We start from the raw sequence: 26,357 nt of genomic DNA on the forward strand, positions 1-26,357 counted from the left end.
GAAGGGGATAAGCATGCTTAAGCGCTCCATCTCAGTCCACCTGGCGCTGATGTTTGCCCTGTCCGCGCTGCTGATTGTTTCCGTTATCGGTATCCTGCTAAGAAGTTCCCTGCATGACTCTCTGCAAAAGCAGATGCACAATGAGCTGTTGTTCCGGGAATCATTAATGAGTCCATGGATCACCGCCCGCACCTCGGCTGACGGCTGGTCGACGCTGGCCAGTAAATTTACTCTGTTAACCAATTCTGAAGGTGAGCGCGTTCGCTACTGGATAGTGAGCGATGACCCGCGCTTTAGTATAGGGGGAACGCCGCCGCTGGGAGTGCAGTGGTCCGTTTTACAAGAGGGGTTTAATCGCGTGCCCGGCGCATCGGAAGGCGCATGTTCACTGTTCCTGTTAGTCAAAACCATCCCCGCCAACGGTGAAAGGCCGGAGCTGCGCTACGTGGTTGCCATCGACTCCACGCCGTATATGGGAACACTCAATGCGTTCACACGTACGCTGCTGATTATTGCCGCCCTGGGCGTACTGATTGTCGCGTTGCTGGGATACGTCGTTTCAAGGATTGGTCTGCGCCCGGTGGGGATGCTCAGTAAACAGGCACAACATCTCGCGCCGGTGGACCATGGCCAACGCCTGAATACCCGCGCATTGCCCGAAGAGCTACAGCAGTTAGCCTCATCTTTTAACGGCGTATTAGCGCGTCAGGAAGTCGCCTGGCGACAGCTTGAAAGCTTTAACGCCGATGTCGCCCATGAACTCCGCACACCGCTGACGAACCTGATTGGTCAGACGCAACTGGGGCTCTCACGCCGACGCTCGCCTGATGAGCTGGAAGAGTTACTGGGTTCAAATCTCGAGGAGCTGGAGCGAATGACGTCTATCGTGAACGACATGCTGTTCCTGTCCCATGCCCATGCGGGTGAACATGCTTCCCAGCTTACGCAGGTGTCCCTGCGAGAAGAAACCCTGAAAACCGCGGAGTATGTTGAGCCCTCTTTTGCAGAAAAACAGCTTTCTCTGGATGTTGAGGGCGATGTCACCGCGCACATCGACCGGCGGCTGTTCCACCGCTCGCTGGCCAATTTACTGGAAAACAGCGCAAGACACTCACCCTCCACTAGCACGGTTACGGTGCGCCTAAGCGAAAAAAACAATCAAGCCTGTGTGGCAGTTTCTAACCCTGGCGATGCGATAGCACCAGAGCACTTACATCGGCTTTTTGAACGGTTTTATCGTGTCGACACCTCCCGGGCCAGGAGTGATACCCATCATGGGCTGGGCCTGTCGATCGTGCGTGCCGTTGCCATTATGCACCGGGGAGATGTCTTTGCCCGCAGTGAAGGTGGCATCAATACCTTTGGGCTGACGTTTGCTAAACAGCCTGACGCTATCCGAACAGAGGGACTGATTTCAGAGACAAAATCGGGACGCCAACGCGCTAAACCTGCTGACGAAATTGTCAGAGAGCCGTCAGTCTGATGTCAGGCTACTTGCGCCAGAATCACCGCTCAGACTCACCACTGCTGATTGAAGGAAGGAAACAGTGAGAATAAACAAGTTATTTAGCGGGTTTCTGGCGATAATTGTCACGGGGCTTCTGGGACAGCCCGCGTTCGCAGCAGAGAATTCATCCGCTCAGTCCCGCACGCTGATTATCTACTTTTCACAACCCGAGGAAATGAAACCTGATGCGGCGGATGGTTTTTCCGGGGCCAGCGTATTACAAAAAAATACCCCAGAGACCGGCAGCACGCAGTTTATTGCGCAGCTGGTTCAGAAACAGACTCACGGCGACCTGTTTCACCTTGAAACAACCAGCGCCTACCCTCGCCAACATGATGCGCTTTTACGCGTTGCCGAAAAGGAGCAGCAAACTCAAGCCAGGCCCGCGCTAAAAACGCCGCTCCCCGCTCTCAGCGATTACGACACCATTTACGTCGGCTATCCCATCTGGTGGTATACCATGCCAATGGTGATATATAGCCTTTTTGAGCAAAATGATTTTGCCGGTAAAACGGTCATCCCCTTTACCACCCATGGTGGCAGCCGGTTAGCCGACTCCCTACGAGAAATTGCCCGCATGCAGCCGCAGGCCAAATTAGTCACTCGCGCGCTCTCGATCTCGCGCAACGATATTTCAGATCCTGACGTACCCGCGCAAGTTGAGCAATGGGTAAAACAAGTCCAGCCGCAGCGTTAAGCCATCGACATGAAGAAAATTTATATTTTTCAGGTGATGCAGGATACGCTAATGACGTTACTTCTGCTGGTGCTGATGGGGTTTCATCTTCAGGATGAAATCGTGCATGAATGGGCGGGGATTATTTTTTCACTGCTCATCATGTTGCATTTATATCTTAACAGACATCGCTTGTGGTCATTGTCGGCGAAAATGCCTTTAACCATGCGGATAATTAACAGAGTCATTAATGCTGTGACATTCGCTGTTATCCTGACCGCTATTGTCTCTGGCATGATGCTGTCCCGACATATCCTTCTGGACCTGCCGTTCCACAACCCGGCAAGCTGGGTCAGAAAAGTACACATGACGTCGGTCCACTGGGGAATGCTCATTCTGGCGCTGCATATCGGGTTGCACTGGAAAATGCTGGCAACCTTTTTCTGTCGGATCCTGAACATCGCCAACGACTCACGCTTTGCAAATGTCATTATGCCGGGGATTTTTTCGCTCATCGCACTACTGGGTTTATACTGGCTTCTGAATCTGAACTATCTCGACTATTTGTTGATGAAGGTTGATTTCTCCTTTTTCGATTACGACGAATCCCCCCTTCTGTTTTATTTACGCTATCTGGCTATTATTATTTTATTTTCATTAATGACACGCTTTTTGCTTTGGTGCCTTATTTTTAGACAGTACAAAGCGCTGTCACCATAATTGGGGTTAAACTGACAGAATTGTCAGGGGGTCGTCAGCCTGACGACATGTCACCCTTATTACAATCATTGCAGGCCATCCCCCTCATTGTAGATAAGGACGCTTTGCATGATCGGACATTTACGTTACCTCGGGCTGTTACTGCCCCTCTTCACCTTTTCATCCTCGGCAGCGGAGCAAAATCCCGCTGTCCAAATCGCCCCCGCCGGAAGCCAGAATGCGGTGTATGGGCCAGCGGAGAATTTTACCGGTCGCGTCAGGGTTGATCCTCTTTTCAAACCTGATAACGAAATTAGCGTTTCCGGGGCTTATGTCACCTTTGAACCGGGAGCCCGCTCCGCCTGGCATACGCATCCGGCAGGTCAGCGGCTGATCGTGACCTCGGGTGTTGGGCTCACCCAACAAGCAGGTCAGCCGGTGCAGGTCATCCGCACGGGTGACGTTGTCTCTTGCCCGGCGGGCGTTAAACACTGGCACGGGGCTGCCCCTGGCAGTGCAATGACGCATCTGGCGATTACCGGGATTGTGGATGGCAAAAGCGTTAACTGGATGGAGAAAGTGACAGATGAACAATACCACGCCCATTAAGACATTAACGGCAGCGCTACTGCTGACCTTTGGTTTTGGTCTCACGGCACATGCTGCGCCCGTCAATAAAGGAGCCTCAGAAATGAACCAGCCATCAACCGTTTCAGATACGCTGTCAGCTCGCCAGCAGGCCATCCCGTTGATCGCGGCATCGATGGCCAGTAGTCAGATGGACAAGCTGAATGCGGCACTGAATCAGGGGCTTGACGCCGGGCTCACGATAAACGAAGCCAAAGAGATTCTCGCCCAGCTCTATGCCTACACCGGCTTCCCTCGTAGCCTGAATGCACTTAGCGAACTGATGAAGGTCGTCGAAGCACGCAAACAACGTGGCATCGAAGACGTTGAGGGTAAAGAGCCTGTCGCCCCCGTCCCCACCGGGGAGGAACTTCGCCGGGTCGGGACCGCGAACCAGACCAAAATCTCAGGCGCGCCCGTCCAGGGGCCGCTGTTTGATTTTGCGCCGGTCATTAATCAGTTTCTGCAAACGCATCTGTTCGGCGACATTTTCGCCCGCGATAACCTCGACTGGCAGAGCCGCGAGCTGGCAACAGTTGGCGCATTAGCGGCCACGCCGGGCGTTGAAGCCCAGCTGCTATCGCATACGCGAGCCAGCATGCGGGTCGGCCTGACCGCCGCGCAGCTGCGCCAGCTGGCACAGGTTCTGCGTGAGCATGGCGAAAGTGATGCGGCTACGCGAGCGGAAAAGGCGCTGCAACAGGCGCTCGCAAACCATTAGGAGTTGGCTATGGAGCATGATCCCCACCGCAGAATGTTAATCACCGCACTTGCCGGGCTGACGCTGGCGAACGTCTCCCTGGCATCGGCAGCCACCGGAAACGCGAACGTGCAGGGTAAAAGCCGTGTTCTGGTGGCGTACTTTTCCCGCAGCGGAAATACACGGGTGATTGCCGGCGTCATTCACCGCCACCTGAATACCGATCTGTTTGAAATTGAACCGGCTACGCCTTATCCGGAAGACTATTTCCAGACCGTGGAACAGGCGAAAAATGAGCGTGAGCGAGGCGTAAAACCCGCCTTAAAAAATCGCGTCGCAGATATCTCACGCTACGAGACCGTGTATTTAGGTTTTCCCATCTGGGGGACCAGCGTGCCGCCTGTAGTGCAGGCATTTCTCAGCAGCCATAACCTTGCGGGCAAATTACTGATCCCCTTCATTACTCACGGCGGCTACGGTAAAGGAGACAGCGACGACATCCTTACCAGCCTGGCCCCAACAGCCCGTCGGGAAAAACCGCTGGTCATTGAATGCGACCAGGAGCGAAGAACCACAGAAACGGTCAACAGCTGGTTAGAAACCCTACGCGGCTAATCGTCCGCATTTATGAGTCGGACAAATAGGGGCAATCAAGGCTGCTAAATAATTCACTCCGGCCATTCAGATATGATTGAACGGCAAACATAACCGAGGATGTCATTTTGAAGACAATAGTAAAAACGCTGGCCATCTGCGTGATGGCGAGTGGCCTGGTGGCTCAGTCGGTATACGCCGGGCCGCTGGTCATTCAGGAACAGGGAAGCTTTTCTGCTGGTGGCACTATCATCACCGCTCCAGGAACATTTGACGCGAAAAAGCCGCTGGATTCAGCTGGCCAAACCTATCATGGCGATCATGCCTCCGTGTTCTACCAAATTCCGGAGAATCCGCATAAATACCCTATTGTCATGCTGCACGGCGCAGGTCAGTTCTCCCGCACCTGGGAAAGCACCCCGGATGGTCGTGAAGGGTTCCAGAACATATTCCTGCGTCGTGGATTCTCAACTTATCTTGTCGATCAGCCGCGTCGGGGCAGCGCCGGGCGCACGACTGTAGAAGGTACGGTTACGCCAAAACCGGATGAACAGATGTGGTTTAATCAGTTCCGCGTTGGCGTGTGGCCAGAGTATTTTAAAGGCGTTCAGTTCTCTCACGACAAAGAAGCCCTGAATCAGTATTTCCGTCAGATGACCCCGAATACCGGGCCGTTTGATATCAACGTTATCTCTGATGCAATGTCCGCCGTCGTGGATAAATCCGGCCCGGCTATCCTCTTCACCCACTCTCAGGGTGGCGGGCCGGGCTGGTACACGGCGATGAAAAACGACAAGGTCAAAGCTATTGTCGCCTTCGAGCCTGGCAGCAGCTTTGTCTTCCCGGAAAAAGAACTCCCTGTCCCTATGCCAAGTGCGTTCGACACGCTGAAGGGTGACCCTGTGCCGATGCAACAGTTTATGGCGCTGACTAAAATCCCGATTCTGATTATTTACGGCGATAACATCCCGGATAAACCTGTCGCCATGCCCGCGCAGGACAGCTGGCGCGTACGCCTGGCGATGGCTCGTGAGTGGCGTGACGTGGTGAACAAGCATGGCGGGGATGTCACTGTGACGCATCTGCCTGAGACAGGTATCAAAGGTAATACCCACTTCCCGTTCTCTGACCTCAACAATGTGCAGATTGCTGATTTAGTGAGTCAGTTCCTGAAGGAAAAAGATCTGCAATAACAAGAGGGGGTATTGAGCCTTTATTATTGAGGGCTCAATACACACATCAGAATTAAAAAATGGACAACTTTTGGTGGAAAGGTGTTGAACGTGACGGCCGACCTTGAGCAAAGAGCGGGCTTTCAGATTGTCATTGAACAGCAAATGAGAAGTGGGATGGTGACTCAGCTGCCCGGCGTTGCCAGCATCTCATACGCTCAGTTCAGCAATAGCCAACTCAGCAATTTCAACCTGGACTGAAATACGATCATTGCATTCGAGCGACCATGCCGCTGAGAGCCCGCACCATGCAATTATCCACTGCAGAAGTCGCTCTCTATTGATTCCCGACATCTCTGTGACGATCTCAAGTCGCTGTTTAAAAATACCCGGTACTCTTGCAACATAATGCTCAGGATTACCAAGATCCGGATTGGTGAAAATATTAGCAAAGTCGAATCCTCGTTCGCCTTGTAGCCCTTTGGGATCAATGGCCAGCCAACCAGATGATGCGAAATCAAGCACGTTATCGTGATGCAAGTCACCATGTAATACAACGACGTCTTGCGCAGAGGAGAGCAGTTCCTGGGAGATCTCTGCGCACTGCGCCAGAATACCTCCATGCGCAAGGGCTGCGGGTTTTAGCGAAGAAAACCAGCGATGGAGAGGTGTAAGGTTTGGCAAGGGTTTATCTGACTTGCGGTGAAGCCTGTTCGCAGTTGCACACAAAATATGACAGGCTTCATTGTCTTGACCATTTCTGGACATCGTTGACAGTGCTGCCGTTCCCGTAGCGCGAGCGAGTAGAATAGCTTCTTTTTCATAAGCAAGAACCTGCGCTGCACCGTTACCTTCCCACCATGCCATCAGTGAGTTCCCGGTTTGCTCATCCGCATCATCAGTCACTTTCAGCATAGCCTTAATACCCTGCGTTGCTGTTTTTACCGGGAGCAAGGTTGATGTATGCGTTATAAATTTCTCGCCATCCGGAATGAGTAACCAACGATTTAACCAAAAACTTAACGTGTCTGTATCCATCGATATTCCTTTAAAATCCTTATTGCCGCCGGGCGTGCTGAGGCATACATCCGAACTATATTAACCTATGGATCCCGATATTCCCTGAAGTTGTACTGTGGATTGAGAACGTCCATTTCTGGCACAAAGCAGGGACCTGGCAAGCTGCTGTATCAGAGCGGTTGCTCACGCTCTATTTATCGCGGCTGGAGTCACGCAAACCGCTCTTCCGCAATGCCCGCCGTCAGGACGGTTAAAAACTTTTAAGGCATAATGGAAACGCTGGCGGATAATCCTGCCACCAGTTCAATTCCCTCCGGTATCTTATCTAACTGGATACGTACAGGTACTCGCTGCGCGAGTCGCACCCAGCTGAAGGTGGGATTGACATCCGGCAGCCCAAGCCCGCCCGTCTCGTCATTGCTATCATCGATTCCCCGGCCGATACTCTCCACATGCCCCGTGATGGGCGGCTCGAACCCCATCAGCGAAATTTGTGCGGCGTTCCCGATACGAATATGACGCAGTTTGGTCTCTTCAAAATAACCTACCACCCAGAAACTGTGCGCATCGACAACGGCGACCTTTGTCTCTCCCACCGTGGCGTAGTCGCCTGGGCGAAGTCGAAGATGCGTGACGTAGCCGGCAACCGGTGCGCGCACGGTAGCATGAGATAAATTAAGCTGCGCCAGTTCCAGCGCAGCCAGCGCCCCCTGATAATTGGCCGCCGCGACGCGTGCTGCACTGCCTGTTTGCTGGATGTCCTCGCCGGAGATGACCCCTTTAATGAGCGCTCGTCGCCTGGCCGCATCCTGGCGCATCAGCATCTCATGACGTTTTGCTTCAACGTCGGCCTGCGCGCTGAGCACGGCCAGCTTCAGCCAGCGCGGGTCGATAGCATAAAGCACGTCGCCCTGGTTAACCCACTGATTATCCCGGACAGCCACGCGGCTCACCGGCCCGGAAACATCCGGCGCAATCTGCACCACATCTGCCCTAACCCGTCCATCGCGAGTCCAGGGCGTCTGCGCATACTGTTTCCAGAAAATAAACGCCACGCAAGTCGCCACCGCCACTGCGATTAACGTCAGCGCGTAACGACCGAGCAAAGAGAGTAAAGGTTTCATGCGAATAACCCCAGTGTGGTCAGGCCCTGCAAAAGCAGGAAAAAGGTCACGATATAGGTTGAGACATCAAGCAACGGGCGTAAGGGCAAACGCCGGTAAAGTCTGCTGAACGAAAAAAGCGGCACGAGTAACAGCGTACAGACCAGAGCGATAAGCGCGGTCAGCAGCAGCCCGGGGATAAAAACACCGCCGATATTGATGTCATTTATCATGGGTAGGTTCCTTGTTCTGCGTCCGTAGCGCGCAGTGCAGATCAACCAGCCGGTCGACAAACTGGCATGACTGTTCATTTGTCGCGGGCAAGCAGAGAGCTGCCATTACGGCAAGACGCTCGCGTAAGACGGCGGTTTCCGTTGTACCGGTCAGATGATAAAGCACATCGTTGATCTCGCTGCCTGCGGGCGTATCGCAACGGCGCAAGCGCATCACACAGAGACCAATGCGCAGAAAGTGTACCAGGCTCTCAAGCGCCCGTGCGGATGACGGCCCGCTGCGCGGCAAGCGTGGCAGCAACAGCGCGGCCCGGTCGATCATCAGATTGGTCCAGTGCGTTTCATCGCCTTTAAACACGCCGTTCACGCTGCGGCGAATATCGCGTTGGCAAAGTTTTAGCAGACGGTTTATCGCCGCGTCCGCCTGCACGGTTTGCAGCAGACTCATGCCGATAACCGCAAAGCCGGTCGCGAAAAACAGAGCGATAGCGGTGTTGGCCGCGTCGGCGAAGTCGCCGCTGTAGCGTGCGCCCAGCTCGCATAGCACAGGCAGCGTCAGGGTAATCCCCATCGCCATAAAAGTCGTGGGCGGCCGCGCCTGCAGTGACCCGGCAAGCAGATAGACCGGGGCAAGCGCCGCCACCAGCACCGGGAAATCGCTGAGCGGGGGAAGCAGCGCGAAGCTGTAGATAAGGCTTATCAATACGCCCCAGACGGAACCGATAATGTATTTGACAATATGCGGGGCCGGCGTATCGAAACTGCCAAACAGCGTGCAGCAAACCCCAAGAATCGAGACCGCCGTGCCGCCATCGGGCCAGGCGGAGTAAATCCATAGCAGACAGCCGCCCAGAATGATGACAAAAGCGCCCAGCGCCGTTCGGGCGGCACTGAGGGCATCGCGATGGAAAACATACCCTTTCGCCGCATGATCTTCTGCCTGAATGGGGGCGGATTTGGCGTGATGGATGGCATCCGAAAGACGCTCACACTGTTGCAGGAGGGTCATCAACTCAACGATATAGCGTAAGAAATTCACCCGCAGCGCCTCCTCAAACGTCAGTGCCTGCGCAGCGTGCCGCTGTGCTAACTGCGCGCTGCGTTGTTGAAGCGCATCCGCTGTTTTTTTGCGTTTCCCGGTATTGTCACAGGTCAGCCAGGCCTGAACATCATCCAGCAGCGTCTGTATATCGGCGGGCATCTCCGCGATCGCCTGTAAACGATCGCATAATTCGCCGTTGACAATAACTAACCGCGCCAGCCTGTCATGGAGCGCTTTCCTGGCCTGGCGGACCGGAACCGAAAGCGCAAAATCATACGGGATGTGGTGGCTGACGCCCTGCAGGAACTGTAGCGCCAGCGCCAGATGCAGCGGTTCTGACTGCGCGTTGGACTTGCCCGCCAGAGTGTCGGCAATCCGCTGACGCGTGGCCTGCAGCGTCTGCGCTAATTTGCTGTTAAACAGCCCTGATATCCGGGTAGGCAAAATATACCGGTGAATCAGCGCGGCGCAGACGATGCCGATGGTGATCTCCTGTAGCCGAATGATGGCGATGTTAAACACCGTGCCGGGGTCAGAGACGGCAGGAAAACCAATCAGGCTTGCGGTATAACCGGCCAGTACAAAGGCATAGGCGCGGGGCGTGCGTTCAAGCAGGGATAAATAGAGGCAGAAGCTGATCCAGCCTGCCAGAATCACGCTGCATAAAATCGGCGTATTCACAAACGTGGGCACAATCAACACCGTGGCCCCCGCGCCGGCCACGGTCCCTGCCAGGCGATATAGACTCCTGCTCAAAGACGCGCCCACCGAGGTTTGCGAAACGATATAGACGGTGATGATGGCCCATGAGGGCCGTTCAAGGCCAATCGCCAGAGCAATGTAATACGCGAGCATCGCGGCGACAAAACTCCTGACGGAATAGAGCAGCGCATGGGCGTCGCTCAGCAGCGCGGGTGAGGCTATGCGGTCTGACCAACGGCTTATCGCGTGCAAAGCACGACTATGATGGGGAGTGAATTTGCTCATGCCGGGAATTATTCCCGCTTTGCGCTTGTCCTTAAATACTCTATTCTGTCAAAAAATACCTAAATGTTGCCAATGAGATGCCATCCAGACTTGCCCATACCCTGTTTGATCCCGATAGCACGCCGAGCCCGGCCGTCGCGCGGCATATTGATTTCGTTGATTATGCAGCAGAAGTGCCGGTTCATACGCACCGCAAGGGGCAACTGATTGTTGCCCTGTATGGGGCAGTGATTTGTCGCGCGGAAAACGATATCTGGATAGTGCCGCCAGATTGCGCGGTGTGGATCCCCGGCGGGATCCCCCATAGCGCCAAAGCGACCTGGAATGCGCATCTCAACTATTTGTTTATTGAACCCGGCGCCGCCGCGCTGCCGGAAAAATGTTGCACGCTGGCAATTTCTCCGCTGATTAAACAGTTAGTTGACCGCTTAACGAATGAGGGGGTTGATTACGTAGCGGAGAGCCATGCTGGCAGGCTGATCAGAGTGACGCTCGATGAACTGGCCACCATGCCGCAGCAGCAATTGAGTCTGCCGGTTTCGGCACACCCTAAGATCCGCGCCATGGCTGATGCGCTGGTCAGCCACCCGGAGGATCGCAGCACGTTTAAAGCCTGGGCGAAACGGCTGGCGCTCAGCGAGCGTTCATTAGCACGCCTGATGCTGCGCGAAACCGGGCTGACCTTCGGGCGCTGGCGTCAGCAACTGCATTTGATTATTGCCCTCCGGGAGCTGGCAAGTGGGGTATCGGTGCAAAATGTCGCGGCTAATCTGGGGTATGAGTCGGTAAATGCGTTTATCACCATGTTCAGAAAAACGATGGGTAGCACGCCCGCGCACTATTTTGCCGGTCGAAGAACGGCAGCTCCCTGAGTGACGCGCAGGCTGGATACGGCGGTGCCATGTCCGCATCTGGCACGGAGCGGACGAGCTGGCTGGGCTGGAGGTCCGCTATGAGCGAGGAGCGGATATGCCGCCCCTCTTCCATGAGGCAGCGGATTTAGTTCCTGAGGCAACAGACTTCAGCAATTGTCTATTTATCGTGGGCAGACGCAAACAGCAGTTGTTGTTATTCTTGTATCTTAACGACAACTTTGCCCTTCGCATGTCCCCCAGCAAGATAGTCAAGAGCATCCTTTGTCGCTGCAAAGGGAAAAACCTTGTCGATCACAGGGATGATGTGTTCCGCTTCTGTGAGTTTGCTTATTTGAGTTAATTGAGCGCCATCAGGTCGAACGAAGAGAAATGAATAGGTCAGGCCCCGTTTTTTCGTAAGACGTATAATCTTACGGCTCATCAGCCCGAACACAAAACGCAGTAAGAAGTTCAATCCCCGGGCCTGTGCGAACGCGGCATCTAACGGCCCGATGAGAGAAATAATCTTTCCGCCAGGTTTAAGAATTTGAGTGGACTTTTCAATCACATCCCCCCTGAGGGTACCCAGAACAATATCGTAGCCACTCAGCACGTTATCGAACGCCTGCTTTTTATAATCAATCACCTCATCGGCCCCAAGACGGCTTACCCAGTCAACATTCTCTGTACTCGTTGTCGTTCCCACGTTTGCGCCCAGGTGCTTCGCCAGCTGGATGGCAAAGCTGCCAATGCCTCCGGAACCAGCGGGTATAAAAACGTTCTGACCAGGCCTGAGCCCGGCACGTTCTGTCAGCGCCTGCCAGGACGTGAGGCTCACCATCGGTAACGAAGCCGCTTCTACGAAACTCAGATTTGCGGGTTTCAGGGCCGCAGCGTTTTCAGGGACTCGTGCAAATTCGGCAAGGGAGCCTGTTCCCGTATCGAAAATACTGGCAAAAATTTCGTCACCCGGGATAAAACGGGTTACACGAGCCCCCACTGCAACGACGACCCCGGCCAAATCACTGCCCAGCGTCGCAGGGAGTTTAAAATGCAATACCGGCTTAAACATTCCGGTTGGGATCATGTTGTCAATCGGATTAAGGCCAACCGCATGTACCTTCACCAGGATTTCATCAGCGCCGGGGGAAGGAAAATCCACGACATCGAATCCCAGCTCAGGGGATTTACCATAACGTTTAAACGTAAAGGCTTCCATCGTTCTGCTTTTCATTTGTTCTTTATCCTTTGGTATTTGCCAGTAACATTTTTCGCAGGGGCCCTGTTGCTGAGTAAAAAGGCGGCGCCCAGCAACAGCTCGATTAACACGGCAAAAAGGATCTGCCCGCTGACATGCCCTTCGCGCCATTCAGCGATGCCCAGCACGGCTGAAATAATCGCTATCGTGCTGATACCCGCGGCCAGAGCATAACGGGTCGGGGAAGGCCCGGCATTTCTGGCCAGGAAACACATAACGCTTATTCCTGCAAAGAATGCGGCCGCGCGGCGACAAATAACGTCGGTACCCGGTGTTGGCTCAATGCCCCATTGCGTTAAAAGCTGCTCCGGGAAAAACATCCATACCGTGGCCAGGATGAAAAACAACACTGCAGTCAGAACAGCCAGTTGAGAAAATTTCATTTTTACTCCTTTGCATCCAGCTGAAGACTTTTACGCACGACCTTATCCAGGAATGAAGCAGGCGCGAACCTGAGGAGAAAATTCAATTTACCGGCCAGCGTTCCCGCCGTGTAGCGCACTTTTGGATGTAAAGCCTGAGCGGCTTTAACCACCACCTCACCTACTATCTCAGGGCTTTCCGCTTCGGCCATTGCCTTGCTAAGCACTTTCGCCAGCTTAGCCCGGATCAGGTCATACTCTTCAAGCCTGGCGTCCGGCTCTATAGTATTGGCTTCAAACTGTGTTTTCATGTAAGCAGGTTCGATGACAGAAACCCGGATACCCTGCGTGCGTAATTCATGATCCAGTGCCCCCGTATACCCCTCGACCGCATACTTACTGGCAGCATAAAGTGCCACATACGGAAACGGAACGACCCCAAGTATCGAGCCGATGTTAATAATGCGCCCACTGCCCTGGCGGCGCATGTGAGGGATCACCGCCCGGGTCAACCTGACGATGCCCAAAAAGTTGGTGTCGAACATATGCCTGGCCTGTTCGACAGAACTTTCTTCCGCCGCCGCCGGAGCGATCCCAAAGCCTGCATTATTCACCAGAAGATCTATCCGCCCCTCCAGACGCAGCAACTCCTCAATGGCGGCCCCGACAGAAGCGTCGTCCGTCACATCAAGCGCCAGTAACGGAAACGGATGCTTTCCCGCCAGGGCGCCACGCCGGCTTGTGCCATATACCGTATACCCCGCCGCTAAAAGTTTAATTGCCGACGCTTCGCCAATACCTGAGGACGCGCCGGTAACCAACGCTACTCGTTTTTTTGTCATGCTGAATAAGGCCTTCATGATTTGTTTGAGGTTTCTCATCGCTGCTGAGAGGAAACGCTATAAGGGATTTATATCGGGTTTACTTCTCTGCAGAACAGCCGGAAGACCGTTCTGCAGAGTGCACCTCATCGACTAAAGTGCTTTATATCGTGCGGCAGCTTCATCTTGCTTGATGTCAGAAAGCAGAGCCTGACGCGAAGCATCGAGGGTGTCCCAGCGTGAAGCATTATGTAACGGCGGGATGGTGACGAGCTCACGGCGATCAAAGCCAACCAGTGCGGCATCCACCAACTCGCCCACTTCCATGAATTTTGCCGAGTTACTGATATCGATACCCGCACGGTCCCAAATTTCTGTGTAAGTGCCGGCAGGGAGCACCGCCTGGATATAAATGCCCTTAGACGACAGCTCTACATTCATTCCCTGGGACAGGAAAAGCACAAAGGCTTTGGTTGCGCCGTAAACCGTCATGGCAAATTCCGGGGCCAGGCCTACGACGGAACTGATATTAACGATCGAGCCTTCACCCGCCTGCACAAACCGTGGCGCCACGGCACTGGCCAGTCTGGTCAGGGCAGTGACGTTAAGCGCGATAAGGCTTTCTATCGATTCAGGCGTCTGCTCTGTAAAACTGCCAGACTGCGCGATACCCGCGTTATTGATAAGAATGCCAATCTGCGTGTCTTCACGCAGGCGGGCTTCGACCTGGGCTAAATCACTCGCTTGCGTGAGGTCGGCAGGCAAAACATCGACAGAAATGCCATTTTCCTGTCGCAGACGATCGGCCAGTATTTCTAACTTCGCTTTGTCACGTGCAACCAGAACAAGGTCGTGACCCCGGCGGGCAAACCGTTCAGCGTAGACAGCACCAATACCCGTGGAGGCACCTGTAATGAGAACTGAAACTTTAGTCATGTTGATCTTCTTTAATAATGTGTAAACAGAATTCGCACTGCGCGATGTATGTAGAACCGTGACACCACAGATCTACTTGCTGGTCTCGGCAAGCGACGGATAATCGGTGTAGCCTTGCGCGCCACCGCCATAAAGTGTTTCAGGATTGAGTGGGGCCAGAGGCGCGCCCGTCTTCAGTCTTTCGACCAGATCCGGATTGGAGATGAACGGGCGACCAAACGCGAACAGATCGGCTTTGCCTTGCGCAAGTTGAGTGGACGCCAGTGCCAGGTCATAGCCATTGTTGCCGATCCAGGTGTTTTTAAAGCGCCGGCGTAGTGCGTCGTAATCGAACGGTGATACATCTCGCGGGCCGCCCGTAGCACCTTCAACCACATGGAGGTACACAATACCTAATGCATCGAGTTGTTCAGCGAGGTAGTCATATTGTGGCTGCGGATCACTGCACGAAATCGCATTAGCAGGTGAAACCGGTGAAATGCGTACGCCAGTGCGTTCTGCGCCGATCTCATCCTTTACGGCCGCCGTGACTTCCAGCAGCAGGCGCGCACGATTTTCGACAGAGCCGCCGTATTCATCATTACGCTGGTTTGCGCCATCTTTCAGGAATTGTTCCAGCAGATAACCATTTGCACCGTGGATCTCAACGCCGTCAAACCCGGCGGCAATGGCATTGGCGGCAGCTTTTCTGAAATCGTCGATAATCCCCGGTATTTCCTGCAGCTCGAGCGCACGTGGTTCAGAGACGTCCGTAAAACCGTTGTTCACAAAGGTCTTGCTCCCGGCACGGATGGCGGACGGGGCGACCGGCGCCGCGCCACCCGGCTGTAAATCGACATGCGAAATTCGTCCTACATGCCATAACTGTACAAATATGCGTCCACCTTTGGCATGCACCGCATCAGTCACTTTGCGCCAGCCATCGATTTGAGCCTGTGTATAGATACCCGGCGTATCCTGATAGCCCTGCGCCTGTGCGGAGATCTGCGTGGCTTCAGTAATCAACAAGCCTGCTGTTGCGCGCTGGGCATAGTAGGTCGCCGCCAGTTCGTTGGGAACCAAACCGGCTCCGGCCCGGTTACGCGTCAACGGTGCCATCACGATATGATTGGCAAGTGTTATTGGCCCGAGATCATAAGGTTGAAATAATGTCGTCATGTTTATTCTCTTGCTAAGTGGTGAGTCAAAGGTCAATTTAATGATGATGATCATAATCTATAAAGTCAACTGGTTTGATTATGATCATCATCAATGTATACTTAGACCCTATTTTTGAGTGAGGTAGCAAAGCATGAAAGTGTCAAAAGAGCAGGTTCGGGAAAACCGGACACGCATTGTTGAAACGGCTTCAAAACTTTTTCGTGAACGCGGTTTTGACGGCGTGGGCGTTGCGGAACTGATGTCAGCGGCAGGGTTAACCCACGGCGGTTTCTATAAGCACTTTGGCTCTAAGGCTGATCTGATGGCGGAGGCAATGCACTGCGGTTTTACGCGTTCTGCAGAAAGCACGGCAGGTGTGGACCGGGAAAAATTTATTGAATACTACCTCTCCCGACCCCATCGCGATGATATGGGAAAGGGCTGCGTGATGTCGGCACTTGGTGCTGATACAGCCCGGCAGTCTGAATCAATCAGGGAGACGTTTGCGGCCGGAATTGAACGTCAGTTGGCGGTTTTAGAAAATGAACATGAAACGCGCGCAGACCTGATAGATACCATCGCGCATCTTGTCGGCGCTCTGGTACTGTCTCGTGCATGCCCGGATAATTCCGCTCTGGCTGATGAAATTCTGGATGTGTGCCGCACACGTCTTATCAGCCATGACGCCCGTAAGGATTGAACTTGCTGTTACGGAAAATTATCCTGTGGTGTGAATTTAAATAAATCGCCAACGTCTACTCCTGGCACAGAGCAGCCGTTCTGACCGAACGTGGTCATAAGAACGAAGTTATGCGCAAATTTTGTTGGCGATGGTGAAGTGATTTGCGAACGGTCGCTATGCTTTGCGAAATAATAAAACCCATCAAGAATGGCTGGTGCCGTATTGTGCGCTGTCACACTGTGACGTTAAAACTGCGTGACGCCAGCCGTCCATTGAAAATCCGCCGCCTCGGGGGATTTGACGGTGTGATATCAGCTTTAAATCTGCGCCATACCGCCGTCAACAAACAGTTCTATAGCATTGATAAAACTGGCGGCATCAGACGCCAGAAACGCAACGACTTTGCCGACTTCCGCTGGCTCACCAATCCGGCCTAACGGAACCTGCGCCGCCAGTGCATCAAACAGGCCCTGACGCTGTTCCTCGGCAACCAGCCCCCCTAATCCAGGCGTTTTGACCGGACCCGGACTCACGACATTCACCCGAATACCACGCCCCTGCAAGTCCAGCGCCCATGAGCGAGCAAAGTTTCGCACTGCGGCTTTGCTGGCGCTATACACGCTAAAGTTAGCCGTCCCTTTTACCGAAACGGTGGAAGCGGTGAGGATAATGGATGAACCGGCACCAAGCAGTGGCAGTGCTTTCTGGACGGTGAATAATACTCCGCGAACATTCGTCCCGAAAATCCGGTCAAAATGTTCTTCGGTTATGGCGCCCAGTGCCAGCATATCTCCGCCACCGGCGTTAGCAAACAAAATGTCCAGACGCCCCGACTCTTCTGCAATCTGTGCGTAAACCTTATCCAGGTCCTCAAGACGGGAGACATCGGCCCGAATCCCCTTAGCCGACGTGCCGATCAACGCGATGGCCGCATCAAGTTCCTGCTGACGACGTCCGGTGATGTAGACTTTTGCCCCCTGCGCCGCCAGTTCCTGAGCACTGGCAAGACCGATTCCTGTGCTGCCGCCCGTGACCAGGGCAATTTTGTCTGAAAGTGGTTTACTCATTATTCATATCCTCGGCGTTGTTTCGAATTGGCCGTCATTCAGCCTGTGAACACACTCTAGCCGCAGAGAAATTATTGATAAATTAGCAAAGATGGAAAACACTCTTTCTACAGGTGAATAATCACATACCTCATGGAGAAACAGAATGTGGATCAGTTAATGGCTATGCGTGCGTTTACTCGGGTGGTGGAAACCGGCAACTTTACGCGGGCAGCGGATTCACTGAACCTGCCGAATGCCACATTAAGTAAGCTGGTTAAATCACTGGAGGCCCACCTCGGCGTGCGTCTTTTACATCGTACGACCCGGCGCGTCGTCGCAACGCCAGAGGGTCAGGACTATTATGAAAAAGCCTCGCGGGTACTCATTGATATTGAGGAGATAGACACTTCGTTTAGCACCTCGCAGATCAAACCTAAAGGGTATCTGCGTATTGATGTCGGCGGTTCTACCGCACGTGAAGTCCTGATCCCGGCGTTACCGGATTTTTTGCAGCGCTATCCGGAAATCAAAATCGATTTAGGCGTGTCCGACAGGCCGGTGGATCTTATTAGCGGAAATGTGGACTGTGTAATCCGTGGTGGCTCTCTCGATGACTCATCGTTGATCGCCCGTCATATTGGTGATGCCGCGATGGTGACCTGCGCTACGTCGGGATACCTGAAAGCCGCTGGCGTACCTGCGCATCCGGATGAATTAAGAAATGGACATAAGCTGGTAAGCTATTTGTCTCCGCTGACGGGCAGAGCCTTTCCTTTTCGCTTTATTGTAGAAGGTGAAATGCGGGAGATGAAGACGCAGCATTACATCGGGGTTAACGAAAGTAATGCGCATTTGGCTGCGGCCGTGGCCGGGATGGGAATTATCCAGACCTTTTGCTATGCGGCGAAAGATGAACTGAACAACGGCACACTTGTTGAGATCCTACAGGCATGGCGTCCCGCGAGTTATCCTTTTTATGTCGTCTATCCGCAGAACAGGTACATGACGCACCGGTTACGAGTGTTTATTGACTGGCTAACCGAGGTATTCCCAGCGGCACTGCGCGGTTACCGATAAACATACCTCTGACGATCCAGAGGGGCGCAAAAAATACACCAATTGCTCTTCTATTGATACAGCGGCTTGTACACTTTCCCTTTTCGCAAGTGCAGCTTTCCACGCTGAAGCCCCTCAAAAATCGCCTCAGAGACTGATGCATTGATGATGGAGAAGTAACGGAAAACAGGAGCCTGGACCGCATCAACCATACTGAATTCGGCACCAGAGAAATAAGGTCCGAGGCTCAATTCAGATTCAATACGTTCAAGCTGCTCACGTAACACCGCGCGTTTGCTGTCTGCAATGGCCTGATCCGTCGCATTTAAAAATTGCCACGCATTTCCAGGCATTGATGTAGAGAACTCGATCCATGCGCGCTGTCTGGCTCTTACTAATGCATCGTCAGCATACATCGAATCACCGTCCTGTGTTTCATTAAGGTACTCGCAGATCACCATGCTCTCGAAAATAAGAGCACCGTCACCATTTTCCTGACGCACTTTAAGTAGCGGCACCTTGCCAGTGGGTAACAGAGCAAGAAACCAGTCAGGTTTTGCCGATAAGCCTATTGACGCGTTCAAATAGCACATTTTTCTCGAGAAGAACGATCGCTGAACGCTGCACAAAGGGACACAGTGGGTGGCTAATAAGTGTCAGGTCACAGGTAGACATCTCAGACTCCAGATAAAAAGATAGCCCGCCGCTGTAAAAGGTGACGGGCTTGATGAATTGGAAATTTCATTCTGGTGGCTTAGATTGAAACGCCGCCGTCGATGATGATTTCTGAACCCACAGTCCAGGCAGACGCATCAGATGCAAAATAAAGAACCGCTTGTGCGACTTCCTGAGGCTTTCCAAAACGGCCGGCAGGGATGGTTGCAACGATATTTTTCATCACTTGATCATGATATTCCTCTGGGATCCCCGCCTTATCGTAAAGCGGAGTATTAACAGGGCCAGGGCTCACTGCGTTGATACGGATCCCACGAGAAAGTAACTCGTTGGAAAGCGTTTTCGACATGTTCAGTAATGCTGCTTTGGTGGAGCCATAAACTGATGAGTTCACTGGTCCCGTGTGAGCATTAATAGAGGTATTAAATACCACTGATGCAGAGCTCGTGAACACTGGCAGCAGCGCCTGCATCAGGAAGTAAGGACCTTTAACATTGATAGCATAAATGAGGTCGAACTGCTCTTCTGTCCATACCTCAATTGGCATATACAGTGATATACCCGCATTCAGGAAAGCAATATCCAGTTGTCCAAAGTGTTCCTGAACTGTCTGAGCCAGAGCTTTCTGTGCGTTAACATCAGCGGAATCAGCGCTCACGACTAACACATCATTACCCAGTTCTACTTTAGCCTTTGCGATAGAATCAGGGTTAACACCAGTAACAATTACGCGTGCACCTTCTGCAACAAACAGCTTCGCTGTTTCAAGACCAATACCACTTGTTCCACCCGTAATCAGTGCGCGTTTACCTTGTAATCTGGACATCTGAAAATCTCCTGTTGGCTTTAACAACCGATCGGCGAATGACCGATTTGATAGCCACTATATGCTCATGCTTTTAGAGTGATAAGATTGTATTTTTAAATATGTTTCATGCATTAAATGCATAAGTGGGCCATAGAATGGATAGATTACTTTTGATGACATGCTTTGTCCGTACAGCTGAAACAGGCAGCTTTTCCGCAGCCGGCAGGGATTTAGGCTTAGGGCAACCGAACGTAAGTCGTCATGTTGCAACCCTCGAAGAGCATTTGCAGACCAGATTACTTCACAGATCAACCCGCAAGCTTTCCCTGACTCCTGAAGGAGAACGTTATTATCTGGAAGCAAGGCGTATTCTGGAAGCCGTCGAAGAGTCAGAGTCTTCTTTCAGAGGAAATGTTACACCCACAGGGCTATTACGTGTTGCCTGCCCCACAGCACTGGCTCATACATTCTTAGTCCCGCACATCTCAGATTTTTTAGAACGCTACCCTGAGCTAACACTCGATCTACAGATTAATGACCGCTATATCAATCTTGTTGATGAAGGAGCTGAGCTGGCAATCCGCATTGGACACCTGGAGGACAGTGCTATGCGTGTCCGCAGACTTGGCATGTTTGAGCGAGTCTGTGTTGCCAGTAACAAGTACTTAGCAAAACATGGAACTCCTCATACCCCCGAAGATTTAAAAAAACATGATTGTTTGATCTATACCTTGCTAACAACAGGAGCTACCTGGAGATTTCAGGATATCAATGTTCCTGTTTCTGGTCGGCTCAGGGTCAATTCACCGCAAGCAGTACAGAAATTTGTCAATGCAGGGATTGGGATCGCACAGGGCCCGGAATGGCTGTTCAAGGAGGGACTGGAAAATGGCAACTTACAATTATTACTGACTGATTACACTGCATCGCCCGTTCCCATTCAGGCCGTTTATGTTGCTAGTCGACTTTTACCAAAACGGGCGATTGTGTTCATGGATTTTGTTGCTGAGATTTTTGAAAAAAATCCCGACTTCAAAGTTCAGAATTCAATGAAATGAACCTGAGATAACGAACTGACATGTTCCCCAATAATTAATGCAGTGTAGCGCTAGCAATGTCTGCTTTTGGCACACAGCGGACGAGCTAACTGAGATAAAGGTCCGCTTCGAGCAAGAAACGGACCTTTGTCATCCTGGCGTAAAATTCGCCACGTGGTCAGATGATAGCAATACCTCTTTCTGAGGGTTGTCATGAAAAGTTTTGCACGTTCGGTTTTCTACAGGCCCGGCAGACTGCCGGTCCAATAGAGGGATTATTTCAGTTCCAGTGCTCTTATCACCCCGGCAATATCCGCAATATCCCCCGCCGACAGTGGCTGAAGAGGTCGAGGCAAACAATCCGTGTCAGTCAGCCCAAGCACGCCTGCGGCGGCGGCAATAACCCGGATACTTCCTCTATGTTTACGGAAAAGCGCCCACAAAGGCTCAAGGCGGGTTGTCAGGGCCGTGACGCGCTCATGCTCGTTCGCCGCCGCGGCTTCAGTGATTTGTTTCGCCGTCTCCGGGAACAAACCGCCGCTCACGGAGTACCAGACTTCGCAGCCGGCGTTTAATCCCAGCCCGGCATAAGCATCTCCACTGATACCGATGGTTACGCCAGGGCGCAAATGTTGACGCAACGCCCCTACCCGCTCAGCCGCTGCTGCCGGGCTATCAGGGACGCCCGGGATCTTAAGCGAACGCACACCCTCCAGTGATGAGAGAAGGCCATGCAGTTCATCCGTAAAGGTAAAATGCGTGGTGCCCGGATTATCATAGATGCATACCGGTACAGACACATGCCGGGTAACGGTCTCAAAGAGTGCGAAGACTTCTTCGTCACGGAGCGACTGGTAGCTAACCGCCGGGAGCAGCAAGGCATCTGCGCCTGCCGCTTGCGCATCGTCTGACAGATGCAGGATGGCATCCGTGCTGACAGCCCCCACACAGACCATGACAGGGATGTCCCCGGCATGCTGTTTTGCCAGAGTCGCTACGCGCTGGCGTTGCTCTCGGGTCAGATACGCATAGCTACCGGTTGACCCCAGGATCCCCATAGAATCAACCCGAGCTTCTGTAAGGCGGGAAAGAATATGACTGAAGCCCTTTTCGTCCACGCCGCTGGCGGTGATTGGGGTTAACGGGAACGCAGACAAGCCGGTAAACATAGTGTTTCTCCTGAATGATATTACTGGCGTTGCTCTTCGATGAGAGCAACAGCAAACCACAGACCTGGCATCATTTTTTCAAGACCGTCAGTCAGCATTTTCCCGGCGTCGTAAAGCTTCTCCAGCGGCATCTGCGGCAGATTTTCCAGAATAAACCACATGTGTTGAGCCTCCACGCTTAAGCGGGTTCTTACCCCCTGTCGCCAGTTCCAGCGGCGGCAGGTTACGCCTGAATCATCGCGCCAGATAACTTCATGTTGTGAAGGATATTCAACGGCGGTGTCCCCCTCTTTTACCGTATCAAAAGGCTCAGTGCCTTCTGCCACAACCAGACGTGGCGACCCCTGATAGGCAGCAATGTTTTCGCCACCAACCGGAATGGCGTAGCGGAGACTAACGGCGTTATAAAGATCAACGATGGGATCGAGCGCTGGCATCGTACCGTCACGTAATACGCGCTTACGTAACGCGTCAGCTGAACAAGGGGTGCGTTTGGGTTTAGCACCAAACTTCTGGAAAACCTCGGCCCATGCGGCCAGATGAGATTCCGCCCATTCAGGCTCACCGGCCAGAACCGCTTCACATGCCTCCCGCAGCGCCGTTTCTCCAATATCAGGGTTCAGCACCGGCGCCGCTTTTACGTAGATACTGAGTGCCCGAAAGCCGGGAGCAATACGATAAATTTCAGGGGCAATTGACGGAGAGACTGTTAACACGTGATAATCCTGTAATGACCAATTTAATCCATAATAATGACCGATGACCAAAAAAGTCAATTTAATGACCGACGCAAATGCTATCGTCAGCACCGTGAATGAAGCCGTATCTCAACGGATTAAGCTGTATCGTAAACAAAAGAAAATATCACTCGATGAACTGTCCCGTCGGGCGGGCGTCAGTAAGGGGGCGCTGGTTGAGATTGAGGGATGCCGGGCGAATCCCAGCATTGCCCTGTTATGCCGGCTGGCTGCCGCGATGGGAGTTTCGGTGGCTGACTTTGTGGATGTCAGTGCAAAACCGACTGTTCATCTCATTGCTGAAGATGAGATCCCAGAATTGTGGGAAGGTGAAAAAGGCGGCAGAGCAAGGTTGCTGGCAGGATCTGGTGGCCCTGAGATGACAGAGCTCTGGATGTGGGAAATGCAGGCGGGAGAAAAGTTTGCCTCACCCGGCCACCCGGCAGGGACGCTTGAATTGTTTTATGTCCAGACGGGCACGCTCACCCTTGGCGTACAGGACCACCTGTATCTGGTGAAGACCGGTTGTTCGGCAACGGCCAGAACGGACGTTCCTCATTTCTATGAAAACCGGGGAGAGAGCCCATTGGTTTTCATCATGACAGTACATGAAAAAGCATCCTGAGTGTTGCCCGGTACAGAAGCCAACCCTCGCCAGTAAGGCTTGTCTCATCACAAATAAGTGCAGAAGGATACGTTCAGTGAATAATCAGCATCTGAGTTTTACCAAAGATAAATTTACTGTCACAACCGATCCCGCTTTTTTTCAGCTGGACGCCATTCACGATTACCTCTCACAATCGTCCTGGGCTCCTGGTATTGATGTCGAAACGGTCAGGTTATCCGTCCAGAACAGCCTTTGTTTTGCGCTTCTGGATGGAACAAGACAAATCGGCTTCGCCCGTCTGGTCACCGACTATGCCACTTTTGGTTATTTGTGCGACGTCTACGTGCTGAACGATTATCAGAAAAGTGGTCTTGGTCGTTGGCTGATTGAATGCTGTCACGCCCATCCGGTGATGTCACGTCTGCGGCGGATAATGCTGGTAACCGACAGTGCGCCCTGGCTATACCAGAAGTTGGGGTATAGCCCGTTGAACCGGCAAGATTTTGTCTGGCAGATCAATCGACCAGACATTTATCGTAAACCCGGGCAAAAATAAGCGGCGGTACCCACTCTATTTACCCGATACAGCGGCAGCCATGCATATTATCGTCACATGTTAGCCCTGTTAAAAAATGCTTTTCCGAGAGTAATGACCACTGTTAATCCGTAGGGCAAGTCCCTCTGCCGCAGAAGAACTTGCCATAATCCCTCCCCTGGTAAAGGAGTTGCACAACAACTTATGCGGAAGTGCTTTGCTGAATTTGCGTTAGCTGAACACACATTGCGCCGTCCACTTTTGATAAAAAACCGATTGCTCCCCCTCTAAATTAATGAACAAATCTAATAAACCCTAGCTAATTACCCCATCTAATCGAATAAATCGCATTGCGTTATGCTTTTCCTACACAACAGCTGAAGGATAACGTCATGCAAACTGTAAAACTGAACAACGGGATTGAAATGCCCCTGCTGGGCTTTGGTGTGTTTCAGATGTCTGATGCCGCTGAGTGCGAAAGAGCCGTTATTGACGCCATTGATACGGGATACCGTCTGATCGATACCGCCGCGTCTTACCAGAATGAAACCCAGGTCGGGAACGCACTGAAACAGACCGGTATTGCACGTAACGAACTCTTTGTCACAACCAAACTGTGGTTGCAGGACACCCATTACGAAGGCGCTAAAGCACAGTTCGAACGCTCGCTGAATCGACTGCAACTTGATTACGTTGACCTGTACCTGATTCACCAGCCTTACGGTGATGTTCATGGGGCCTGGCGTGCCATGGAAGAACTGCAGCAGGCAGGCAAAATCCGCGCCATTGGCGTCAGCAATTTCCACCCTGACAGACTGGCCGACCTTATCGCCTTCAACAACGTTGTCCCAGCGGTAAACCAGATTGAAGTTAACCCCTTCAACCAGCAGCTGCATGCGGTTCCATGGAATCAAAGCCGTGGTATCCAGCCGGAAGCCTGGGCACCGTTTGCAGAAGGTAAAAATGGTCTGTTCCAGCATCCGGTGTTAACAGCGATGGGTCAGAAGTACGGCAAGAGCGTAGGCCAGGTTGTGCTGCGGTGGATCTTCCAGCGAGGCGTCGTTTCGCTGGCGAAATCAGTACGCAAAGAGCGCATGGAAGAGAACATCAACATTCTCGATTTTGAACTCAGTTCTGAAGATATGCTGCAAATTGCCGCCCTTGATACCGCAACCAGCGCCTTCTTCTCTCACCGCGATCCGGCGATGGTGGAATGGCTGACCGGTCGCAAGCTGGATGTTTAAGCCGCAATAAAAAGAGGTATTTATTCAATGCAAAAACGTTATCTGGGTAAATCCGGACTCGAAGTCTCCGCCCTTGGACTCGGTTGCATGGGCTTAAGCCACGGCTACGGCCCGGCGACAGATACGCGTCAGGCGATCGAGCTTATTCGCGCAGCGGTTGAACGTGGCGTCACGTTCTTTGATACCGCCGAAGTGTATGGCCCATATCTTAATGAAGAGGTTGTCGGTGAAGCCTTAAAACCGTTTCGTGATCGTCTGGTCATCGCCACCAAATTTGGTTTTACCTTCGGTGCGGACAACAAGCAGCAGATTTTAAACAGCCGCCCGGAGCATATCCGTGAAGCTGTTGAAGGATCATTACGCCGTCTTAAGACTGATGTCATTGATCTGCTGTATCAACACCGTGTCGACCCGGATGTCCCCATTGAAGATGTTGCGGGAACGGTGAAAGACCTGATAGCTGAAGGTAAAGTCAAACATTTCGGTCTCTCCGAAGCGGGGGCGCAGACCATTCGTCGTGCGCATGCTGTACAACCTGTCACTGCCCTGCAAAGTGAGTACTCCATGTGGTGGCGCGAGCCTGAGCAGGAGATCCTGCCGTTGCTGGAGGAGCTGGGCATTGGTTTCGTGCCCTTCAGTCCATTAGGCAAAGGCTTCCTGACGGGATCGATTAAGCCAGGAACCACTTTCGGGAAGGATGATTACCGCAGTACCGTGCCGCGTTTCGCCGAACAAGCGATGGCAGCCAATGAAAAGCTGGTTTCGTTGTTGGGTGAACTGGCAGCCGGGAAAGGCGTAACGTCTGCGCAAATTGCACTGGCATGGTTGCTGGCACAAAAGCCGTGGATTGTCCCCATCCCGGGCACCACTAAACTGCACCGGCTGGAGGAAAACCTCGGCGCTGCCAACATCGTTCTTTCGCAGGATGACTCACGGCAGATAACCCAGGCGCTGGAAACGATTAAAATCGTCGGCGCACGTTACTCCCCTGAGCATCAGGCTCGCGTGGGCCGTTAATACCCGGACG

Annotated in this window: 29 protein-coding genes; 15 read left to right on the forward strand and 14 right to left on the reverse strand. The window is 52.7% G+C overall.

The features are described 5' to 3' along the window. Positions 1-13 precede the first annotated feature (13 nt). The 7 genes from GRPL_RS07105 (at position 14) to GRPL_RS07075 (ending at position 5,996) form a co-directional block, all read left to right on the forward strand. A complete protein-coding gene (locus tag GRPL_RS07105; RefSeq protein WP_032700125.1) occupies positions 14-1,483 on the forward strand; it encodes a heavy metal sensor histidine kinase in 1,470 nt (489 codons plus the stop codon). A gap of 64 nt (positions 1,484-1,547) precedes the next feature. Beyond that, the gene (locus tag GRPL_RS07100; RefSeq protein WP_080718640.1) at positions 1,548-2,204 is read left to right on the forward strand and encodes a flavodoxin; all 657 of its coding nucleotides are present in this window, start codon (positions 1,548-1,550) and stop codon (positions 2,202-2,204) included. Between the two features lie 51 nt (positions 2,205-2,255). Further along, on the forward strand, positions 2,256-2,903 hold the full coding sequence (locus tag GRPL_RS07095; protein WP_050500326.1) for a DUF4405 domain-containing protein: 648 nt from the start codon (positions 2,256-2,258) through the stop codon (positions 2,901-2,903). A 108-nt stretch (positions 2,904-3,011) separates the two neighbouring features. Next, positions 3,012-3,491 (forward strand): (R)-mandelonitrile lyase, encoded by a 480-nt coding sequence (locus tag GRPL_RS07090; RefSeq protein WP_032688029.1) that lies wholly within the window; start codon positions 3,012-3,014, stop codon positions 3,489-3,491. After that, positions 3,469-4,230 (forward strand): carboxymuconolactone decarboxylase family protein, encoded by a 762-nt coding sequence (locus GRPL_RS07085; RefSeq protein WP_032700128.1) that lies wholly within the window; start codon positions 3,469-3,471, stop codon positions 4,228-4,230. The genes GRPL_RS07090 and GRPL_RS07085 overlap by 23 nt, the downstream gene beginning before the upstream one ends. Positions 4,231-4,239: 9 nt before the next feature. Continuing rightward, the gene (locus GRPL_RS07080) at positions 4,240-4,824 is read left to right on the forward strand and encodes a flavodoxin (RefSeq protein WP_032700129.1); all 585 of its coding nucleotides are present in this window, start codon (positions 4,240-4,242) and stop codon (positions 4,822-4,824) included. A gap of 107 nt (positions 4,825-4,931) precedes the next feature. After that, positions 4,932-5,996: an alpha/beta hydrolase gene (locus tag GRPL_RS07075; RefSeq protein WP_032700130.1), complete on the forward strand. Its 1,065-nt coding sequence runs from the start codon at positions 4,932-4,934 to the stop codon at positions 5,994-5,996. Positions 5,997-6,185: 189 nt separating this feature from the next. Here GRPL_RS07075 and GRPL_RS07070 read toward each other — a convergent pair whose 3' ends face one another. The 4 genes from GRPL_RS07070 to GRPL_RS07055 form a co-directional block, all read right to left on the reverse strand. Next, entirely contained in the window at positions 6,186-7,013 is an 828-nt protein-coding gene (locus GRPL_RS07070) for an aminoglycoside phosphotransferase family protein (protein ID WP_032700131.1), read from the reverse strand. Between the two features lie 242 nt (positions 7,014-7,255). After that, on the reverse strand, positions 7,256-8,119 hold the full coding sequence (locus GRPL_RS07065; RefSeq protein WP_032700132.1) for an efflux RND transporter periplasmic adaptor subunit: 864 nt from the start codon (positions 8,117-8,119) through the stop codon (positions 7,256-7,258). Beyond that, positions 8,116-8,331: a DUF1656 domain-containing protein gene (locus GRPL_RS07060; RefSeq protein WP_004850424.1), complete on the reverse strand. Its 216-nt coding sequence runs from the start codon at positions 8,329-8,331 to the stop codon at positions 8,116-8,118. Before GRPL_RS07060 ends, GRPL_RS07065 begins: the two co-directional genes overlap by 4 nt. After that, the gene (locus GRPL_RS07055; RefSeq protein WP_032700134.1) at positions 8,321-10,360 is read right to left on the reverse strand and encodes an FUSC family protein; all 2,040 of its coding nucleotides are present in this window, start codon (positions 10,358-10,360) and stop codon (positions 8,321-8,323) included. The genes GRPL_RS07060 and GRPL_RS07055 overlap by 11 nt, the downstream gene beginning before the upstream one ends. 77 nt (positions 10,361-10,437) lie before the next feature. On the opposite strand from GRPL_RS07055, the gene GRPL_RS07050 reads away from it, so the two are divergent. After that, positions 10,438-11,232 carry an AraC family transcriptional regulator gene (locus GRPL_RS07050; RefSeq protein ID WP_032688040.1) on the forward strand — a complete coding sequence of 265 codons (795 nt, stop codon included), beginning with the start codon at positions 10,438-10,440 and terminating at the stop codon, positions 11,230-11,232. A 196-nt stretch (positions 11,233-11,428) separates the two neighbouring features. Here GRPL_RS07050 and GRPL_RS07045 read toward each other — a convergent pair whose 3' ends face one another. From GRPL_RS07045 to GRPL_RS07025, 5 genes are all read right to left on the reverse strand, one after another. Then, a complete protein-coding gene (locus GRPL_RS07045) occupies positions 11,429-12,448 on the reverse strand; it encodes an NADP-dependent oxidoreductase (protein WP_032700136.1) in 1,020 nt (339 codons plus the stop codon). Next, positions 12,445-12,855, reverse strand: a complete 411-nt coding sequence (locus tag GRPL_RS07040) for a hypothetical protein (protein ID WP_032700137.1) — start codon at positions 12,853-12,855, stop codon at positions 12,445-12,447. Before GRPL_RS07040 ends, GRPL_RS07045 begins: the two co-directional genes overlap by 4 nt. A gap of 2 nt (positions 12,856-12,857) precedes the next feature. Next, positions 12,858-13,676, reverse strand: a complete 819-nt coding sequence (locus GRPL_RS07035; protein WP_032700172.1) for an oxidoreductase — start codon at positions 13,674-13,676, stop codon at positions 12,858-12,860. A gap of 132 nt (positions 13,677-13,808) precedes the next feature. Continuing rightward, positions 13,809-14,591 carry an SDR family NAD(P)-dependent oxidoreductase gene (locus tag GRPL_RS07030; RefSeq protein WP_032700139.1) on the reverse strand — a complete coding sequence of 261 codons (783 nt, stop codon included), beginning with the start codon at positions 14,589-14,591 and terminating at the stop codon, positions 13,809-13,811. A 72-nt stretch (positions 14,592-14,663) separates the two neighbouring features. Then, entirely contained in the window at positions 14,664-15,749 is a 1,086-nt protein-coding gene (locus tag GRPL_RS07025; protein ID WP_032700141.1) for an alkene reductase, read from the reverse strand. 133 nt (positions 15,750-15,882) lie between these two features. Between GRPL_RS07025 and GRPL_RS07020 the strand changes: the two genes are divergently transcribed. Further along, positions 15,883-16,431 (forward strand): TetR/AcrR family transcriptional regulator, encoded by a 549-nt coding sequence (locus GRPL_RS07020; protein ID WP_032700143.1) that lies wholly within the window; start codon positions 15,883-15,885, stop codon positions 16,429-16,431. Positions 16,432-16,730: 299 nt separating this feature from the next. On the opposite strand, the gene GRPL_RS07015 is transcribed toward GRPL_RS07020, so the two are convergent. Continuing rightward, complete coding sequence (locus tag GRPL_RS07015) at positions 16,731-17,480, reverse strand: SDR family NAD(P)-dependent oxidoreductase (RefSeq protein ID WP_032700145.1); 750 nt, start codon at positions 17,478-17,480, stop codon at positions 16,731-16,733. Positions 17,481-17,627: 147 nt separating this feature from the next. Between GRPL_RS07015 and GRPL_RS07010 the strand changes: the two genes are divergently transcribed. Then, entirely contained in the window at positions 17,628-18,539 is a 912-nt protein-coding gene (locus GRPL_RS07010; RefSeq protein ID WP_032700173.1) for a LysR family transcriptional regulator, read from the forward strand. A gap of 50 nt (positions 18,540-18,589) precedes the next feature. On the opposite strand, the gene GRPL_RS07005 is transcribed toward GRPL_RS07010, so the two are convergent. Together GRPL_RS07005 and GRPL_RS07000 are read right to left on the reverse strand one after the other, a co-directional pair. Beyond that, the gene (locus GRPL_RS07005) at positions 18,590-19,111 is read right to left on the reverse strand and encodes a glutathione S-transferase family protein (RefSeq protein ID WP_228134583.1); all 522 of its coding nucleotides are present in this window, start codon (positions 19,109-19,111) and stop codon (positions 18,590-18,592) included. 161 nt (positions 19,112-19,272) lie between these two features. After that, positions 19,273-20,019 (reverse strand): SDR family oxidoreductase, encoded by a 747-nt coding sequence (locus GRPL_RS07000; protein ID WP_032700146.1) that lies wholly within the window; start codon positions 20,017-20,019, stop codon positions 19,273-19,275. A 137-nt stretch (positions 20,020-20,156) separates the two neighbouring features. Here GRPL_RS07000 and GRPL_RS06995 point away from each other — a divergent pair, with 137 nt between their 5' ends. After that, a complete protein-coding gene (locus GRPL_RS06995; RefSeq protein ID WP_032700147.1) occupies positions 20,157-21,059 on the forward strand; it encodes a LysR family transcriptional regulator in 903 nt (300 codons plus the stop codon). Between the two features lie 254 nt (positions 21,060-21,313). Here the strand turns inward: GRPL_RS06995 and GRPL_RS06990 are convergent, their stop codons facing one another. Both GRPL_RS06990 and GRPL_RS06985 read right to left on the reverse strand, forming a co-directional pair. Continuing rightward, the gene (locus GRPL_RS06990) at positions 21,314-22,207 is read right to left on the reverse strand and encodes a dihydrodipicolinate synthase family protein (RefSeq protein WP_032700148.1); all 894 of its coding nucleotides are present in this window, start codon (positions 22,205-22,207) and stop codon (positions 21,314-21,316) included. A 20-nt stretch (positions 22,208-22,227) separates the two neighbouring features. Then, entirely contained in the window at positions 22,228-22,923 is a 696-nt protein-coding gene (locus GRPL_RS06985) for a B3/B4 domain-containing protein (protein ID WP_032688044.1), read from the reverse strand. Positions 22,924-22,966: 43 nt separating this feature from the next. Between GRPL_RS06985 and GRPL_RS06980 the strand changes: the two genes are divergently transcribed. The 4 genes from GRPL_RS06980 (at position 22,967) to GRPL_RS06965 (ending at position 26,347) form a co-directional block, all read left to right on the forward strand. Continuing rightward, complete coding sequence (locus GRPL_RS06980) at positions 22,967-23,569, forward strand: helix-turn-helix domain-containing protein (protein WP_032688045.1); 603 nt, start codon at positions 22,967-22,969, stop codon at positions 23,567-23,569. Between the two features lie 76 nt (positions 23,570-23,645). Beyond that, positions 23,646-24,107, forward strand: coding sequence for a GNAT family N-acetyltransferase (locus GRPL_RS06975; protein WP_032700149.1), 462 nt, complete (start codon positions 23,646-23,648; stop codon positions 24,105-24,107). A gap of 371 nt (positions 24,108-24,478) precedes the next feature. Next, positions 24,479-25,330, forward strand: coding sequence for an aldo/keto reductase (locus GRPL_RS06970; RefSeq protein ID WP_032695902.1), 852 nt, complete (start codon positions 24,479-24,481; stop codon positions 25,328-25,330). A gap of 27 nt (positions 25,331-25,357) precedes the next feature. Further along, positions 25,358-26,347 (forward strand): aldo/keto reductase, encoded by a 990-nt coding sequence (locus tag GRPL_RS06965; protein ID WP_032695901.1) that lies wholly within the window; start codon positions 25,358-25,360, stop codon positions 26,345-26,347. Positions 26,348-26,357 lie beyond the last annotated feature (10 nt).

Source organism: Klebsiella planticola ATCC 33531, from assembly GCF_000735435.1.
Classification (GTDB): Bacteria; Pseudomonadota; Gammaproteobacteria; order Enterobacterales; family Enterobacteriaceae; genus Klebsiella; species Klebsiella planticola.

Coding starts and splice junctions, on each gene's coding strand:
- GRPL_RS07105 (WP_032700125.1), top strand. CDS start 14: ATGCTTAAGCGCTCCATCTCAGTCCACCTGGCGCTGATGTTTGCCCTG.
- GRPL_RS07095 (WP_050500326.1), top strand. CDS start 2,256: ATGACGTTACTTCTGCTGGTGCTGATGGGGTTTCATCTTCAGGATGAA.
- GRPL_RS07090 (WP_032688029.1), top strand. CDS start 3,012: ATGATCGGACATTTACGTTACCTCGGGCTGTTACTGCCCCTCTTCACC.
- GRPL_RS07085 (WP_032700128.1), top strand. CDS start 3,469: ATGAACAATACCACGCCCATTAAGACATTAACGGCAGCGCTACTGCTG.
- GRPL_RS07080 (WP_032700129.1), top strand. CDS start 4,240: ATGGAGCATGATCCCCACCGCAGAATGTTAATCACCGCACTTGCCGGG.
- GRPL_RS07070 (WP_032700131.1), bottom strand. CDS start 7,013: ATGGATACAGACACGTTAAGTTTTTGGTTAAATCGTTGGTTACTCATT.
- GRPL_RS07065 (WP_032700132.1), bottom strand. CDS start 8,119: ATGAAACCTTTACTCTCTTTGCTCGGTCGTTACGCGCTGACGTTAATC.
- GRPL_RS07060 (WP_004850424.1), bottom strand. CDS start 8,331: ATGATAAATGACATCAATATCGGCGGTGTTTTTATCCCCGGGCTGCTG.
- GRPL_RS07055 (WP_032700134.1), bottom strand. CDS start 10,360: ATGAGCAAATTCACTCCCCATCATAGTCGTGCTTTGCACGCGATAAGC.
- GRPL_RS07050 (WP_032688040.1), top strand. CDS start 10,438: ATGCCATCCAGACTTGCCCATACCCTGTTTGATCCCGATAGCACGCCG.
- GRPL_RS07045 (WP_032700136.1), bottom strand. CDS start 12,448: ATGAAAAGCAGAACGATGGAAGCCTTTACGTTTAAACGTTATGGTAAA.
- GRPL_RS07040 (WP_032700137.1), bottom strand. CDS start 12,855: ATGAAATTTTCTCAACTGGCTGTTCTGACTGCAGTGTTGTTTTTCATC.
- GRPL_RS07035 (WP_032700172.1), bottom strand. CDS start 13,676: ATGACAAAAAAACGAGTAGCGTTGGTTACCGGCGCGTCCTCAGGTATT.
- GRPL_RS07030 (WP_032700139.1), bottom strand. CDS start 14,591: ATGACTAAAGTTTCAGTTCTCATTACAGGTGCCTCCACGGGTATTGGT.
- GRPL_RS07025 (WP_032700141.1), bottom strand. CDS start 15,749: ATGACGACATTATTTCAACCTTATGATCTCGGGCCAATAACACTTGCC.
- GRPL_RS07020 (WP_032700143.1), top strand. CDS start 15,883: ATGAAAGTGTCAAAAGAGCAGGTTCGGGAAAACCGGACACGCATTGTT.
- GRPL_RS07015 (WP_032700145.1), bottom strand. CDS start 17,480: ATGAGTAAACCACTTTCAGACAAAATTGCCCTGGTCACGGGCGGCAGC.
- GRPL_RS07005 (WP_228134583.1), bottom strand. CDS start 19,111: ATGTGCTATTTGAACGCGTCAATAGGCTTATCGGCAAAACCTGACTGG.
- GRPL_RS07000 (WP_032700146.1), bottom strand. CDS start 20,019: ATGTCCAGATTACAAGGTAAACGCGCACTGATTACGGGTGGAACAAGT.
- GRPL_RS06995 (WP_032700147.1), top strand. CDS start 20,157: ATGGATAGATTACTTTTGATGACATGCTTTGTCCGTACAGCTGAAACA.
- GRPL_RS06990 (WP_032700148.1), bottom strand. CDS start 22,207: ATGTTTACCGGCTTGTCTGCGTTCCCGTTAACCCCAATCACCGCCAGC.
- GRPL_RS06980 (WP_032688045.1), top strand. CDS start 22,967: ATGACCAAAAAAGTCAATTTAATGACCGACGCAAATGCTATCGTCAGC.
- GRPL_RS06970 (WP_032695902.1), top strand. CDS start 24,479: ATGCAAACTGTAAAACTGAACAACGGGATTGAAATGCCCCTGCTGGGC.
- GRPL_RS06965 (WP_032695901.1), top strand. CDS start 25,358: ATGCAAAAACGTTATCTGGGTAAATCCGGACTCGAAGTCTCCGCCCTT.